Genomic DNA, 14,503 nt, shown 5'->3' with positions numbered 1-14,503 from the left:
TGGACGCGGAGGGAGTCTTAGGCGCATAGCGGGCGTGAACGTTAACGGTTAAACGGTGCTTTTTAAAAGATAAAGTTTAGCGGCTGCCCTTCAACATTTAAACGTTGCCTTTTAAACTTTACCGTTTACCTTTTAAACTTCATGGATGCGGCGGCTTGAACGCCGGCCGTCCTTTCCGCCTAAGCCCGCCGCAGGATACGCCGATCATGGCGCGCGGCGCGTCGACGGCTAGGCGAGAACCGGCTATTACGCCAAAAAAGGCGCCCCGAAGGGCGCCATATACGCTTGCGTAGCTGATGATATCGTGCCGAATGAGACGCGTGCAGCCATCGATTCCGCGCCTCCGCGCCATGCCCGCCGTCCGTCCGTTACGCGCGAACCTTATCGTCCTTGGGCAGGAACACGGCCAGCACGCCGAGCAGCGGCAAGTACGCGCACAGCTTCATCATGAACTCGATGCTCGTCGCGTCGGCGACCCAGCCGAGCGCGGCCGAGCCCAGTCCGCCGATGCCGAACGCCAGGCCGAAGAACAGGCCCGAGACGAGCCCGACCTTGCCCGGCAGCAGCTCCTGCGCGAACACGACGATGATCGAGAACGCCGAGGAGAGCACGAAGCCCGCGCAGATGCACATCGCTGCCGTCCATGCCAAGCTGCCGTACGGCAGCAAAATGGAGAATGGCGCCGTGCCGAGAATCGAGAACCAGATGATGTTGCGGCGCCCGTAGCGGTCCGCGAGCGGCCCGCCGAAGAACGTGCCCGCCGCCGAAGCCGCCAGAAACGCGAACAGGAACAGCTGCGCGTGCTGCACCGTCACGCCGTAATGATCAATCAAATAAAAGCTATAATAGCTGGACAGGCCGGCCATGTAGATGTGCTTCGTGAAGACGAGAAACACGAGCACGGCGATCGCCCAGCCGACCTGCCTGCGCGTCAGCGGCGATTCCGCGGCGCGCTCCCGCATCGCGGCCGCTGCTTTGGGCTTGGCCGCCGGGCGGAGCAGCGGCGCGTTCTGGCCATACCAGCGGGCGACGTACGCCTGAATGATCATCGCGGCGATCGCCGCGATCGAGAACCAGAGCACGCTGATCTGCCCGAGCGGCACGAAGATCGCGGCGCTCATGACAGGGCCGAGCGCGCCGCCGATATTGCCGCCGACCTGGAAGATCGACTGCGCCAGTCCCCGCTTGCCTCCCGCGGCCATATAGGCGACGCGCGACGACTCCGGATGGAAGATCGCCGAGCCGATGCCCATCAGCATGACCGCGAGCACGAGATAGATATACTCGGGCGCGAGCGCGAGCCCTACGACTCCGACGAGCGTGAACACCACGCCGATCGGCAGGATGTACGGCCGCGGGCGCACGTCCGCGTACATGCCGACGAGCGGCTGAATGACCGCCGCGGTCATATTCATCGCGAAGGCGATGAAGCCGATCTGCTTGTAGCTGAGATTCATCGAATCGCGCAGCACCGGGAACAGCGCCGACACCGTTGACTGCATCGTATCGTTCAGCAGATGCACGACGCTGATCGCGAACAGAATCGGAAATACGGTCATGCCGAGCGGCACCGACCGGGATATTGCTTTGGCCACCTGGATTGTCCTCCCCCAACGGCTTTGAATACTGCGGCCGCGGGCCGCCGTCCGGCCCCGGCCGTTATAACAAATGCATTTTGGCTTCCGCCTCGTCCCACGGCACCGTGTAGCCGTGCCCCTTCGCGCAGAAGATCGAGGACGAGCTGTAGAGCGGATCCGCGTCCTTCCGGTACGCCTTGCGGGCGATGACCGCCTGCTCGTCGTGACAGCGGTCGTAGCCGTCGAAGACGAGCTGCAGCGTGCCCTTGCCGTGCGTGTACGCGGCCAGCTCCGCGCCGTAGTCCATGAACGTCGCCACCGGCACGCGTCCCGTCACGACGGCGTGCGACGCCGTCGTCGCGGGCGGGTCGAACTGCCCGGCCGCCCGCTGGATATCGGACAGCGCCCGGCCCAGCTCGTCCATCCCCACCCGGAGCTTGAACGCGTAATATGGCTCGAGCAGCACGTTGTCCGCCTTCTCCAGCCCCTGGCGCAGCGCGCGGAACGCCGCCTCGCGGAAATCGCCGCCGTGCGTATGCTCGTTATGCGCCGCGCCGGTGAGCAGCGTGATCCGGACGTCGGTCAGCGGCATGCCCGTCAGCAGCCCGTGATGGTCCCGTTCGAACAGATGCGTCCGGATCAGGTTCTGGTTGCCGACGCTGAGGTCGTCCGCGTGGCAGGCGTTGACGAACGTCAGGCCGCTGCCCCGCTCGCCCGGCTCCAGCAGCAGATGGACCTCGGCGTAATGCCGGAGCGGCTCGAAGTGGCCGTAGCCGCGCACCGCCGACCGTATCGTCTCCTTGTAGAGAATCTCCGGCGCGCCGAACGCGACGTCGAGCCCGAAGCGCTCCTTCGCCAGCTGCTGCAGCACTTCGAGCTGAATGACGCCCATGACGCGGATATGGATCTCCTGCAGGCTCTCCTCCCAGACGACGCCGAGCGACGGATCCTCCGCGTTCAGCATCCGGAACGCCTTCAGCACTTCCTTCGGGTTCAGCGTCTCGGCGAACGCCACCTTCGACGTCAGCGTCGGCACGAGCTCGTAGCCGATCCGCTCCGCGCAGGCGCCCAGCCCTTCGCCGGTCTCGGCGCCCGACAGGCCGGTCACCGCGAACAGATCGCCCGCCGCGACGCGGTCGACCGCCTGCGTCTTGCTGCCGTTCACGAGCAGCAGCCGCGTCGCCTTCTCGCCGATCCGCGCCTCGCCGGTGCCGTAGAACACCTCGTCGCGCACCTTGAGCTCGCCGCTCAGCGCCTTGACGTACGTCACCCGCGCGCCGCTCGCGTCGTGGCGGATCTTATATACCCGTCCCCCGAAAGGCGCCGCTTCTTCGTACGCCGTGACCGTCAGCGCGTGCAGCTGTTCGAGGAAATCCGTCACGCCGGCGTCCTGCAGCGCGGAGCCGCTCATGCACGGATAGAGCCGGCACTCCCGGATGAGGCGCCGCAGCGCCTCCAGCCAGAACGCCGCATCCCCCGCGCCCGCCAGGAACGCCTCCAGCAGCGCCTCGTCGCGCTCCGCCAGGCTTTCCCGCAGCGCCTCCCCGACTTCGCCGCCGGCGAAATGGCCGGTCAGCAGGCTCGCGTCGAGCGTCAGCTGCGCGCGGATCTCTCCGAGCGTCCGGTCCGGGTCCGCGCCGGTCCGGTCCGTCTTGTTCAGGAAGAAGAACGTCGGGACGCGGTGCTTGCGCAGCAGCTGCCACACCGTCTCCGTGTGGCCCTGCACGCCCTCCGCCGCGCTGACGATGAGAATCGCGTAATCCATGATCCGGATCGCCCGCTCCATCTCCGGCGAGAAATCGACGTGCCCCGGCGTATCGACGAGGTAGTATTTATCGCCTTCGTAAGTCATGACGGCCTGGTCCGCGAACACCGTGATCCCCCGGGCGCGCTCGATCTCGTGGCTGTCGAGGTAGGCGTCCTTATGATCGACCCGGCCCCGCTCCCGAATGCTTCGCGTATGGTACAGCAGCTGCTCGGCCAGCGTGGTCTTGCCCGCATCCACGTGGGCGAACATGCCGATCGTGATTTTCATGCCTATCCCCTTGCTCTCGCAGTCAAATTGTCCGGCTTAAAGCCTGCCCCGCTATCATAACACAGCGGACGCGATCGCGGACCGGTTTTGTCCGCCGCGGGCACCCGCCCGCGCCCGGCCCGGCGGAAAACCCGGAAACGCCAAAAAAACGCCGGGACCGTCGGTCCGGCGAATGCCGCGCGCGGCGCAGCGGATGGCGCCGGGCAGCCTGGGCAGGCGTCAGCCCGGCGGCCGCGCGGGCCGAGGCCGCCGGCGCCGGGCGGGAAACGCGCCTAGTCCGTCTTGTACTTCTCCTTCACGATGCCGGAACCGATCCCTGCCCCGACCATCAGTACGAGCGGGCCGAAGTTCCAGAGCCACGGGCTGCCGATCAGCGGCAGCTCAAGCGATGTCGTCTTGTTCAGCAGGAGCACGGCCAGCTTGATGACGAGCAGGATCGCCCCCAGGCAGAACGCCGCGTCGAACGCGAATTTCAACTTGGGATGGGCCAGCTGTTTGCCGTCCTCGATTACTTTTCGGGTCAACGCCCCATCGCTTCGCAGCAGCTCGTCGAGGGTGACGCCGAAGAGATCGCTGATCCGGATCAGAATATCGATGCCGGGATAATTCTGGCCGTTCTCCCACTTCGACACCGACTGCCGGCTCACGAACAGCTTCTCCGCCAGCTCCTCCTGCGACCAGCCCCGCTTCGTGCGCTCGCCTTTCAATTTCTCGCCAAACACCATGGTCACTCCCCTCGCCTCTCGCATCATCTTCTCTCCCTTCATCTTGGGGGAAACGCCGGCCGAAAGTAAAGCCCGCGCTCGTTGCGGCCCCCCGCAACCCCGGGTTGCGCCCCGCTGGACACGCAAAAAAGAGAGGCGTCTCCGCCTCTCCCTCTGTCGCCGCGCCCGATTCGCCGGGCGCCGAATTATGTCTCTTCCGCGGCAGCCGTCGGCTACAGATGCGCGATCGGCTCGAGCCCCAGCGCCTCCATCGCGCCGCGGATGACGCCGCACGACTCGGCGAAGCGGCGGTGCTCGTCGGGCGTGAGGTTCAGCTCGACGATTTCGGTCATGCCTTCGCGCGTCAGAATCGCCGGCACGCCAGCGCAGAGACCGCTTTGGCCGTACTCGCCCTCCAGATAGGCGGACACCGCGAAGATCCTGTGATCGTTGTTCAAGATCGAACGAACGATCGCGGCCAGCGCGCTGGCGATACCGTAGGTCGTGGCGCCCTTCGCCTGCAGGATCTGCCAGCCGGTGTTGCGCGTCTGAAGCGCGATTTCGTCCAGGTCCAGACGGTCGAACCGTTCGCTGTGCTGGGCGAGAATATCGCGGATCGGCTTACCGCCGATCGTCACGTGCGACCAGGCGGGGAACTGCGAGTCGCCGTGCTCCCCGAGCACGAAGCCGTTGATGCTGCGCGGGTCGACGGGCAGATGCTCGGCCAGCAGCGTCTTCAGCCTAGCGGAGTCGATCGACGTGCCGGTACCGATGACGCGCGAGCGCGGGAAGCCGGACAGCTGCAGGACGATGCCGGTCACGACGTCGACGGGGTTCGCCGCCACGAGGAACACGCCCTCGAAGCCGGCGTCTACGATTTGGGGCACGATCTCGCGGTAGATCTCCAGCGAGCTGGCCGCCAGATCGAGGCGGGTGCCGCCGGGGATCATGACCACGCCCGCGCTCAGGACGACGATGTCGGCATCCCGGCAGTCCGCGTACGTGCCCGTGACGACCTTCGTGCGATTATGGGTGAAATCCATGCAGTGAGACAGGTCGAGCGCATCGGCGTGCACCTTCCCGGCCGAACGGCCGATGAGCACGAGCTCGTCGCAGATGGATTGGTTAACAAGCGCATACGCGCAGCTGGCGCCGACGGCGCCGACGCCGACGATCGCCACTTTTCTTGCTTTGCTAGGCATTCATATCCCTCTTTCATGTAATAATGGCGCTGTATGGAGGATAACATTACATCACTATGTATAAAACATCCCATATACCAGACACGAAGCATTATAGCATGCCAGCCGATAAAAAAAACCCTTCGGAAGAACGGAATCCTCGATTAGTCTCTCTTATTGAACGAAAATTATCGCTTCAACATGCAGGAATCCCAAGAATACAGAGACCGCGCGAGCTATAGACGTAACGCCTAGGCATAAGGTTGCAGACTCGTGTCAATTCGATGGGATGTTTACGGCTCCGAAGCGAATCGGCCCGGGCGCCCCGCCGGGCTCGCCGCCCGCGCCGCAAAAAAAGCTGCCCGGTACGAGCAGCTTGTACCCTATTCGTGCGCGGCCGTCCGGGGGCCGATCGACGCCAAGTCCGCGGCGAGCCAGCCGCGGCTCTCCGCGTCCGTCACTTGCTCCGTCCAGCGCGATGCTTCCGCCGCCGCGGCCGCCGTCCGTTCCCGCTCTCCCAGCACGTCATACGCCCGCGCCTGCGCTTCGTACGCATAGGCCATATAAAACGGCGCCAGCTTCGCCTCGGCGGTGACGTTCAAGCACTTCTCCGCGTACGCCAGCGCCTGCTGCCCCTGCCCAATAACGGCATACACGCGCGCCAGCTGCCAGTAGCCGACCGAGATATTCGCCGCCGTATGCCCCTCGTGCTGGGACCAATGCCAGAACGACGCGTGGCAGAGATGCACCATCTCCTCGTCGTCGCGCTCCGAGCGGTCCTCCTTGCCCAGCAGGTCCCAGACCTTGTTGAAGCACGAAGCCGCCCATTGTTTATGTTCCATACCGCAATCTCCCCCTTAACGCGAGCCAATCGTACCGCCGTCCACCCGCGGACGGCGGCGCATAAAATAAGCCTCCTGTTCGTCGCGAGCAGGAGGCGCTTCGGTTGCATGCTGCCAGTTGCGTTATTCCGGCTGTTGCCCCGGCACGTTCACTTGGAACGTAATGCCGAACTTGTCCTTCACGATGCCGTACATCGGGCTCCAATCCGTCTTCTGAATCGGCAGGATGACTTGTCCGCCGTCCGCCAGCGCTTCGAAAATTTCCTGCGCTCTCGTCTCTTCCGTCGGATGAATGGCGATTTGAACCGCGTCGGTGACCTGAAACGGCGTCTCGTCGAACGAATCCGAGAACATCAGGTTCGATTCGCCGATCTGCAGATGCGCATGCATCACGCGATCCTTCATATGGTCCGCCATCGGATATTCCGGGTTCGCCGGCATGTCGCCGAACGCCATGATGCCGATGATTTTCCCGCCGAGCGCTTTCTCATAGAAATAGATCGCTTCCCTTGCGTTGCCGGCAAACATCAAATACGGGTTCAAACTGATGGACATCGTTCAACAGCCCCTTCGGCATGAAATGGACAACCTTATCCATTATACACGAAGCAGCGCCGTTACGACATGGGACCTCGGGAACCGCCGGCCCTGCGGCAACGGCAAGGGCGCCTCCAGAAGAGGCGCCCTTGCCGTCAATCCGCTTCATTCGGCCGATCGCCGGGATTCGGCGGCGCTTTTAGTTTTGCGGAATCATGTTATTGTAGATGCGCGTCGCATGGACCTTGCCCGTACCCACGTCCTCGGACGTGTAGCCGGACACGATGTTGCCGACCTTGAATTCTTTCTGCAGCAGCTCCTCGGACGGTGCCGCGGCCGTCGGGCCGTCGATGCCCATCGCCGTATCCGGCGTCACGGTGACCCACAGGTCGCCGACTTTGAAGCTCTTGCCGTCCGCGCTGACTTCCGTGATCGTGCCTTCGATGTTGACGGCCGCTTTGCCCGTCGTCGCCGGCTTCTCGGCCGCCAGGTTGGTGTAGATGACGTCCGCCGTTACTTTACCGGTCGATACGTCCTGCGCAGTGTAGCCGGATACGATGTTGCCGACCTGGATCTCCTTCGACGGCGCGACGGCCGTCGGCTCGCTGCTGCCCCACTTCGTGGCGTCCGTAACCGTAACCCACAGGTCGCCGACCTTGAAGCTCTTGCCGTCCGCGCCCACTTCGGAGATGACGCCGTCGATGTTCACGGCCACCTTGCCCATGATCGGCGCGTTCGTCGACGTAGATGCCGGCGGCGAGACCGGCGAGGCCGGGCTATTGCTGTGGTTCATCGAGAGGATTCCGAACGACAGCACCGCGCATGCCGCGATCCCGACCGTCCAACCCGTTACTTTCCGTTTCATCGTTCTTTCCATGCGTATCCGCTCCTTCGGTGTATTGGTGTTTGTCATAGCGTTTAATGGTGGTTCCATCGTCTGCGCGGGCCGCTCCAGCTCGCGCTTCAGTTTCTGGTACGTCGCTTCTTTGAAATCCTCGCTGGTCTTCACGCGGTCCATCGCGGATTTATAGACAGATTTCCTCATCCTCCAAGCCTCCGATCTTCTTTCTCAGCAACAGTCGTCCTCGCGCCAGCCAGGTTCCGACCGTTGCCGGCTTGGCCTGCATAATCGCCGCGATTTCTTGGATGGAATAACCTTCGTAATAATGCAGGTGAATCGGGATGCGGTATTTCTTCTCGAGGGAGAGCACGGCCTGCAGGACCTCGTTCTCTTCCTTCGGGAGGTAGCTCAGGTCTTCGGGCACCGGAACGCGGTTGCGAAACCAGCCGGCCTTCAGCATGTTCTTGCTCTTGTTGATGGCGGTTCGGATCAGCCATGCCTTCTCGTGTTCGTCGCTGTCGAAGACGGGACGCTTCTGCAGATACGCTAGAAACACGTCCTGCGCCACTTCTTCCGCGTCCGCGATGTTCTTCAGGTAGGCGAAGGCGATCTTGATCAGGCTTTGCGAATAGCGATCCAAGGCCCGCTGCACGGATTCATTGAGCTCGGATGAATCGTACACCTCAGCACCTCCTTTCACTTGTAATACAATCGAACGGTCCGCTTTTTTTCACGCCGCCCAAAAAAATTTAAATATTTCGCTTTTCACAAGTTCGTTCATCCCTGTAGACGTAACGCGGCACGCATTCGACTGCAGCCAGGGGACATGTAAAATCGACCAGTTCGGCGCGTGCCAGCTCTCCCTTGCCTCTCGCCGCCCAACGCAAAAAAGCGCCAAGAACCGAAAGGTTCTTGACGCTTCGCTAGCGTACATGCTGATGAAGTTCCGCTGGCGGTTACTTGCCCGCGTTGGACCGCCGCCGGCGGTGGCGCCCGCCGCCTGAGCCGCCCGCGCCGCCTTCCTTCGCGGCCGCCGTCTCGCCGCGCCCGGCTTGCGCGTTCCGGCCGCCCTGCGCGCCTGGTCCGCCTTGCGCGTTCCGGCCGCCCTGCGCGCCTGGTCCGCCTTGGCCGCGGCCCGCGCCGTTACCGCCGGTGCCTCGCCCGCCGCCCTGCTGGCCGCGGCCCGCACCGCCCGCGGACGGCGCGCCGCCGCCGCGAGCAGCGCCGCCGCCGGCCTTGCCCGCTCCGACCGCCGCCGGCTCGGGCTCCGTCATCGTCATCGGATACGAGTGATTCTCGATCACCGGAATCCGCTTCTTGATCAGCTTCTCGATGTCCTTCAGGTACGGAATCTCCTCGAACTCGCAGAACGAGATGGCGATCCCGCTATGGCCCGCCCGGCCGGTTCGGCCGATCCGGTGCACGTACGTCTCCGGAATGTTCGGCAGGTTGAAATTGACGACGTGCGACAGCTCCTCGATGTCGATGCCGCGCGCCGCGATGTCCGTCGCCACGAGCAGGCGGGTCGCGCCGCTCTTGAAGTTATGGAGCGCCGACTGGCGGGCGTTCTGCGATTTATCGCCGTGAATCGCCTGCGCGGTGATGTTCGCCTTCACGAGGCCCCGCACCACCCGGTCCGCGCCGTGCTTCGTCCGCGTGAACACGAGCGCGCTCGCGATCGACTTATCCTGCATGAGATCGATCAGGAGACTCAGCTTGTTCGGCTTATCCACGTAATAGAGTGACTGCTCGATGCGCTCCGCCGTCGAAGACACCGGCGTAATCTCGACCTTCACCGGGTTCGTCAGCAGCGCGTGCACGAGCGACGTGATCTCGTCCGGCATCGTCGCCGAGAAGAACAGCGTCTGCCGCTTCGCGGGCAGCTTCGCGATGATGCGCTTCATGTCGTGGATGAAGCCCATGTCGAGCATCCGGTCGGCCTCGTCCAATACGAGGATCTCCACGTGCCGCAGGTCCGCGTACCCTTGATTCATCAGATCGATCAGCCGGCCCGGCGTCGCGATCAGGATATCCATGCCTTGCGCCAAAGATTGCTCCTGCGCCTTCTGCGAGACGCCGCCGACGATGACGTCGCTGCGCAAATTCAAAAAGCGCCCGTAGGCCTTGCAATTATCGGCAATCTGAATCGCCAGCTCGCGCGTCGGCGTCAGAATGAGCGAGCGGATGACGCGCTTGCCGCCCGGGCGGCCCTGCTTCGCGCTCAGCAGCTGGAGGATCGGCAGCAGGAACGCCGCCGTCTTGCCCGTCCCCGTCTGGGCGCAGCCGAACAGGTCGCGTCCGGCCAGCACCGGCGGGATCGCCTGCTCTTGAATCGGCGTCGGCTGCGCGTAATTTTCCTTGGCCAGCGCCTTCAGAATCGGGGGTATCAACTTCAATTGTTCGAATGTCATAAAGCTCTCCTTCTTCAAGCCGTCCGTCCATGCGGAGACTTCCTCCTTGCATTATACACCAAAATCGCGGACGAAGTCGGCGGCTCGCCGCGGCCGCCTGTCTAATCGCCCGCCTGCAGGAAGGAAGGGCGCCGCCATCCGCCGCATGGAATCCCCATTGAACATGGATTCCGCCTCGAAGCGGCCGATGCGGCCGGGTATGGAACGGACCGCGCCCCTCCCGGTGTGCGGCCGCCCGTCCGCTTATCGGTGTGCCGCCCGCCAGGCATCCAGCTGCCGCTGCACCTCGGCCCGCACCTCGTCGATGCCCGCCTGCCGGAGCTCCTGATTGAACTTCGGCAGCACCGAATCCACGTCCACGCTGCCCGTCATCAGGCTGGGGAAATATTTCTCCCACACCATCTGAATGTTCTGCACCTGGATGGGCATCCGGGACAGATCCGGCGTGAAGCCCAGCGTGCTCGACTCGACTGCCTCCTGGTTAGCCGCGCGGAACTGATCCCACTTGTCGAGCGGGTCCGGGTACTCCCCGCCCATCGTCTTCAGGATGAACCAGTTGCCCTGCGTGTACTGCACGCCCGCGTAGCTCGGCTGCGCGTCCGCGATCGGCTTGCCGTTCTCGTCCTTGGGCGGGATGGGCACCACCTGGCCCTTGGCATCCAGCGTATAATGCACGCCCTGAATGCCGAAGTTGAACAGGTTGCGCACCTCGGGGTCCGTATTCAGCAGATTGAGGAATTTGACGGCCTCGACGGGATGCTTCGTATCCTTGCTGACCGCCATGACCCCGCCCCGCGCGGATTCCGTCGTGATGAGCGCGGGGGTGACGGGATACGCCACCAGCTTGTAGCCGCGGTCCTTGCTCCAGCTGTTCTCCGACAGCGGGCCGCCGCCCGCGGCCTTCCAGAAGACCAGGGCGCCCCGCTGCAGCCCTTGGTTCTCGCGCAGGGCCGCGTCTTCATTGATATAGCCCGCCACGTAATAGCGCCGGAGCAGATCCAGCACCTTCCGGGCTTCTGCGGTCTCGAAGATATTGACGACCGGCGCCGTGGGGTCCAGCACGCGGATCATGAGCGGGAGCGTCTTCTCCGCCACGTATTGGTAGCCGTCCAGCGCGAAGAAATTTTGCGAGTCCTTGTCGAGCTCCATCGGCTGGTACGCGGGCTCCTTCTCCTGGATCATCCGCAGCAGCGGCTCGAGGGACGCCAGCGTCGTGTACTTGGAGATGTCGATATCGTATTTCTTCACGAGCGCCTCCGGATACATCCACTGGTCGCGCACGGCGAGCTCCTTATTGGTCGGCACGCCGTAGATGCCGCCGTCCTCCATTCGCACGCCCTCCCAGAACACGGGGTCGATCGCGTCGTACATGTCCTTCCCCACAGTGGGCAGGTAATCGTTCAGCTTCAGCCACGCGCCGCGCTGCGCGTACGTCGAATAATCCGGCGCGAACGCGATGTCGAACGGTGTGCCTGCCGACACGAGGGTGTTGAGCCGGTCCTCGTACTCCTGCCAGCCGACCTTGATGTACGTGACCGTCACGCCGATCTTCCTCGCCAGCACCTCGTTGATCTTGTCGTTGACCAGCTGGAGGTCCTTATCGGGATCCCCGATCGTGTAATAGATCAGATTCACCGCATGGCCGGACGTCGCGGCGCTCTCCCCGTCGCCGGACGCGGAGAAGCAGCCGGTCAGCGTCACCGCCAGCAGCAGGACGAGCGCGGCGGACGCGGCGAGGCGGCGCAGGTGCAGGTTCCGTGGAAGTCGCATGACGGCGTTAGTCCTTTCTCCGCATATCCGAAGGTGATTTGTCGAAGTAAGCATGGAAATGCGAGTAGAAATAGTTCAGGTTCGGATACCCGACGGACAGCGCGACGGACATGATCTTCTCGTCCGTGGACTGAATGCGCTCCCGGGCGCGCAGCATCCGGTACGCCATCAGATACTCCGAGAACTTCTTGTTCGTGTCTTTCAAGAACAGCTGCCCCAAGTACGTGCCGTTCATGCGGAAGCGCTCCGCGACGGATTTCAGGCTCAGGTTCTGGGCATATTCCGCCTTGACGATCATCAGAATGCGGTTCGTCAGCTTGGAGAGGCTGTCGTAGCGCACGCCAAGCACCGGGTCCGTGTCCACGTCGTCCCGCTCCGCGCCCTCCACCGTGCCGTTCAGATCTTCGACGATGATCTTCTCGACCAGCTCCTGCAGCTTCGACCGGTCGACCGGCTTCAGCAGATAATCCTTGGCCCCGCAGCGAATCGCCTCCAGCGCGTACTGGAATTCGCCGTAGCCGCTCATAATGATGTATTTCGAAGGCAGACGCAGCTCGTTCAGCTTATGAATCGCGTCATAGCCGCGCTGCTTGCCGATGCATACGTCGAAGATCGCGAGGTCCGGCAGCAGCTCCACCGCCTTCGAGATCGCGCCCTCGTACGTCTCGCTCGTCTCGATTTGGCCGAAGCCGTATTTGGCCCAGTCCAGCGTCCGCTTCATGCCCTCCAAAATTTGCGGTTCGTCATCCACGATCAGCAGCTTGTACATCTCTAATCGCCTCCTTGGTTAGGATTACGGCTATCCGAACGCCCGCTTCCTCGTTGTTGTCGATCGTCATGGAGAAGCCCGCTCCGTAGAAGAAGCGCAGCCTTGTATACACGTTGCGCAGCCCGATGCCCTCCCCAGGGACGTCGTCGCCGCTCGTCAGCTTGTTCCGCACTTCGGCGAGGCGCGCCTGCGGCATCCCGCTGCCGTTGTCCACGATCTCCAGCACGTACCGCTCCTCCTCCTCCCAGCCGTTCACGAGCAGCAGGTTGAATTCATTCGCCGGATTGAAGCCGTGCACGAAGAAGTTCTCCGCGAGCGGCTGCAGCCAGAACTTCACGGTGGGCAGGGCGAACAGCGTTTGTTCCACGTGGAACTGATAATAGAACCGGTCGGGGTATTTGAATTCCATGATTTTCAAGTACTTCTGGAGCAGATCCAGCTCGCTGCCGAGCGAGATCCTGTTGTCGTTCTTCACGATGTCGCGGTAGAGCGCGCCCAGCGTGGCGATGGCGTCGGAGGTGTAGTCGGCGCTGTTCACCAGCGCGGAGGAACGGATCACCTCGAGCGTATTATACAGAAAATGCGGATTGATCTGATGCTGAAGCGCTTTCATCTCGGTTTCCTGCTGCTTTAGTTTGAGCAAATAATTGGTGCGGATATGCCGGTCGAGCTGATGAATCATATCGTCCAGCTCCCGCGCGATCATGCCGTATTCGTTGCGCCGGTACCGGGCCGGGCTGACCGGCGTGAAATCCGCCGTCTTCGCGCGCCCGATGGACGCAATGATGCGCCGCAGGAAGTTCGCGTCCTCGCGCAGGTTGTACACGATGAGCAGCAGGACGCAGATCATCGCCGCCAGCACGACCAGGAACACGATCAGCAGCACGTTCGCCTTCTGCCGGATCAGCGCTGCCAGGTCCACGATGCTCACGAACCGGTAATCGAACTCGTTGGAGTGATACGCGACGAAGTACGCGCGGTCGAGCAAGCCCGTCGACAGGAAGCCGTGCGCCCGCCCGTCCGCGACCGCCCGGCGAATGAGCGCCTCCGTATCGCGGCCGCCTCCGGCGATCAGGTACACGTCCCCGGACGCGCTGATTGCTCCGGCCTGGTCCAGGCGGTAGTTCTGTGCCGCCTTGAAGATCCGGTCGCTGCTGACTAGGAACCGGAATTCGCCCAGTTGGCGGGAGATTTGGTTCGGGTCGGAAAACTTTCTATGGTAGACGAAGCCCTTCCGGATGGTCTCCTCGAACATGGCGTCCGTATTGGGCAGCCGGAATTGAAAGCTCGTGTTGCCGTTGCTGTCGAAGCTCACCACGTTGCCCTCGCGCTCTGTATGCAGGCTGATCTGCGTGATGTCGCCCTTGCCGCCGTTGCTTAGGAACGCTTTCATATCGTCGGGGAAGGACACGAGCGGCCGATTGTAATGGCTGCCCTCCAGCCTGCTCGTCAGGTACCCTTCGGCGCTATGGCCCAAGAAGCTGCGGATGTCGGACACGAGCCCGCTGTTGGAATAGACCCGCTGCATGTACGCCTCGACGCGGTCGGCGTCGTACTGCAGGCCGCTCTCCACCCGCGTGTACGCCCCGGCGGCTTCGTTGCGGGCATTGCCCACCCACTGATCCAGCAGGATCGCGCAGGTCAGCGCGCCGAGCGCCAGGCCGATGAAGACCACGAATACCGCATATGCAATGAATTTGCCGCGATAAATCTTGATTTGCAGAAATGAACGCATGCGGCGTCTCCTTTGCAATAGGCTATATTGTCGCACCCCGCTTTTTCAACCATAGTACCTCATCCTGCCCCAAAGCAATTCCGTAATTTGTGGCAAAAACC

General features: G+C 62.9%; 12 protein-coding genes. All 12 read right to left on the bottom strand.

All coding sequences use genetic code 11. The annotated features are described in order from the left end of the window. Positions 1-368 precede the first annotated feature (368 nt). The 12 genes from ACFPB1_RS12840 to ACFPB1_RS12785 all read right to left on the bottom strand — a co-directional run bounded on the left by ACFPB1_RS12840 (position 369) and on the right by ACFPB1_RS12785 (position 14,402). On the bottom strand, positions 369-1,559 hold the full coding sequence (locus tag ACFPB1_RS12840) for an MFS transporter (RefSeq protein ID WP_379225907.1): 1,191 nt from the start codon (positions 1,557-1,559) through the stop codon (positions 369-371). Positions 1,560-1,659: 100 nt separating this feature from the next. Next, complete coding sequence (locus ACFPB1_RS12835; protein WP_379225758.1) at positions 1,660-3,612, bottom strand: GTP-binding protein; 1,953 nt, start codon at positions 3,610-3,612, stop codon at positions 1,660-1,662. Between the two features lie 272 nt (positions 3,613-3,884). Next, a complete protein-coding gene (locus ACFPB1_RS12830) occupies positions 3,885-4,337 on the bottom strand; it encodes a helix-turn-helix domain-containing protein (RefSeq protein WP_379225904.1) in 453 nt (150 codons plus the stop codon). Positions 4,338-4,549: 212 nt separating this feature from the next. Next, a complete protein-coding gene (locus tag ACFPB1_RS12825; protein ID WP_379225756.1) occupies positions 4,550-5,518 on the bottom strand; it encodes an L-lactate dehydrogenase in 969 nt (322 codons plus the stop codon). A 362-nt stretch (positions 5,519-5,880) separates the two neighbouring features. Further along, positions 5,881-6,339, bottom strand: coding sequence for a hypothetical protein (locus ACFPB1_RS12820; RefSeq protein WP_379225754.1), 459 nt, complete (start codon positions 6,337-6,339; stop codon positions 5,881-5,883). A gap of 123 nt (positions 6,340-6,462) precedes the next feature. Further along, entirely contained in the window at positions 6,463-6,894 is a 432-nt protein-coding gene (locus ACFPB1_RS12815) for a VOC family protein (protein ID WP_379225752.1), read from the bottom strand. Between the two features lie 181 nt (positions 6,895-7,075). Further along, on the bottom strand, positions 7,076-7,921 hold the full coding sequence (locus ACFPB1_RS12810; RefSeq protein WP_379225750.1) for a DUF5666 domain-containing protein: 846 nt from the start codon (positions 7,919-7,921) through the stop codon (positions 7,076-7,078). Continuing rightward, complete coding sequence (locus tag ACFPB1_RS12805) at positions 7,902-8,399, bottom strand: RNA polymerase sigma factor (protein WP_379225748.1); 498 nt, start codon at positions 8,397-8,399, stop codon at positions 7,902-7,904. Before ACFPB1_RS12805 ends, ACFPB1_RS12810 begins: the two co-directional genes overlap by 20 nt. A gap of 274 nt (positions 8,400-8,673) precedes the next feature. Beyond that, positions 8,674-10,128, bottom strand: a complete 1,455-nt coding sequence (locus ACFPB1_RS12800) for a DEAD/DEAH box helicase (RefSeq protein WP_379225746.1) — start codon at positions 10,126-10,128, stop codon at positions 8,674-8,676. A gap of 243 nt (positions 10,129-10,371) precedes the next feature. After that, complete coding sequence (locus ACFPB1_RS12795; protein ID WP_379225744.1) at positions 10,372-11,898, bottom strand: ABC transporter substrate-binding protein; 1,527 nt, start codon at positions 11,896-11,898, stop codon at positions 10,372-10,374. 7 nt (positions 11,899-11,905) lie between these two features. After that, positions 11,906-12,667 carry a response regulator transcription factor gene (locus tag ACFPB1_RS12790; RefSeq protein ID WP_379225742.1) on the bottom strand — a complete coding sequence of 254 codons (762 nt, stop codon included), beginning with the start codon at positions 12,665-12,667 and terminating at the stop codon, positions 11,906-11,908. Next, positions 12,642-14,402 (bottom strand): sensor histidine kinase, encoded by a 1,761-nt coding sequence (locus ACFPB1_RS12785; RefSeq protein ID WP_379225740.1) that lies wholly within the window; start codon positions 14,400-14,402, stop codon positions 12,642-12,644. Before ACFPB1_RS12785 ends, ACFPB1_RS12790 begins: the two co-directional genes overlap by 26 nt. Positions 14,403-14,503 lie beyond the last annotated feature (101 nt).

The organism is Paenibacillus sp. GCM10023250 (assembly GCF_042653205.1).
Lineage (GTDB): Bacteria > Bacillota > Bacilli > Paenibacillales > Paenibacillaceae > Paenibacillus_Z.
This window is presented reverse-complemented; position numbering and strand designations above follow the sequence as displayed.

Excerpts from the sequence above, each read along its gene's own strand:
- ACFPB1_RS12840 (WP_379225907.1), bottom strand. The coding sequence starts at position 1,559 with ATGACCGTATTTCCGATTCTGTTCGCGATCAGCGTCGTGCATCTGCTG.
- ACFPB1_RS12835 (WP_379225758.1), bottom strand. The coding sequence starts at position 3,612 with ATGAAAATCACGATCGGCATGTTCGCCCACGTGGATGCGGGCAAGACC.
- ACFPB1_RS12830 (WP_379225904.1), bottom strand. The coding sequence starts at position 4,337 with ATGGTGTTTGGCGAGAAATTGAAAGGCGAGCGCACGAAGCGGGGCTGG.
- ACFPB1_RS12825 (WP_379225756.1), bottom strand. The coding sequence starts at position 5,518 with ATGCCTAGCAAAGCAAGAAAAGTGGCGATCGTCGGCGTCGGCGCCGTC.
- ACFPB1_RS12820 (WP_379225754.1), bottom strand. The coding sequence starts at position 6,339 with ATGGAACATAAACAATGGGCGGCTTCGTGCTTCAACAAGGTCTGGGAC.
- ACFPB1_RS12815 (WP_379225752.1), bottom strand. The coding sequence starts at position 6,894 with ATGTCCATCAGTTTGAACCCGTATTTGATGTTTGCCGGCAACGCAAGG.
- ACFPB1_RS12810 (WP_379225750.1), bottom strand. The coding sequence starts at position 7,921 with ATGAGGAAATCTGTCTATAAATCCGCGATGGACCGCGTGAAGACCAGC.
- ACFPB1_RS12800 (WP_379225746.1), bottom strand. The coding sequence starts at position 10,128 with ATGACATTCGAACAATTGAAGTTGATACCCCCGATTCTGAAGGCGCTG.
- ACFPB1_RS12795 (WP_379225744.1), bottom strand. The coding sequence starts at position 11,898 with ATGCGACTTCCACGGAACCTGCACCTGCGCCGCCTCGCCGCGTCCGCC.
- ACFPB1_RS12790 (WP_379225742.1), bottom strand. The coding sequence starts at position 12,667 with ATGTACAAGCTGCTGATCGTGGATGACGAACCGCAAATTTTGGAGGGC.
- ACFPB1_RS12785 (WP_379225740.1), bottom strand. The coding sequence starts at position 14,402 with ATGCGTTCATTTCTGCAAATCAAGATTTATCGCGGCAAATTCATTGCA.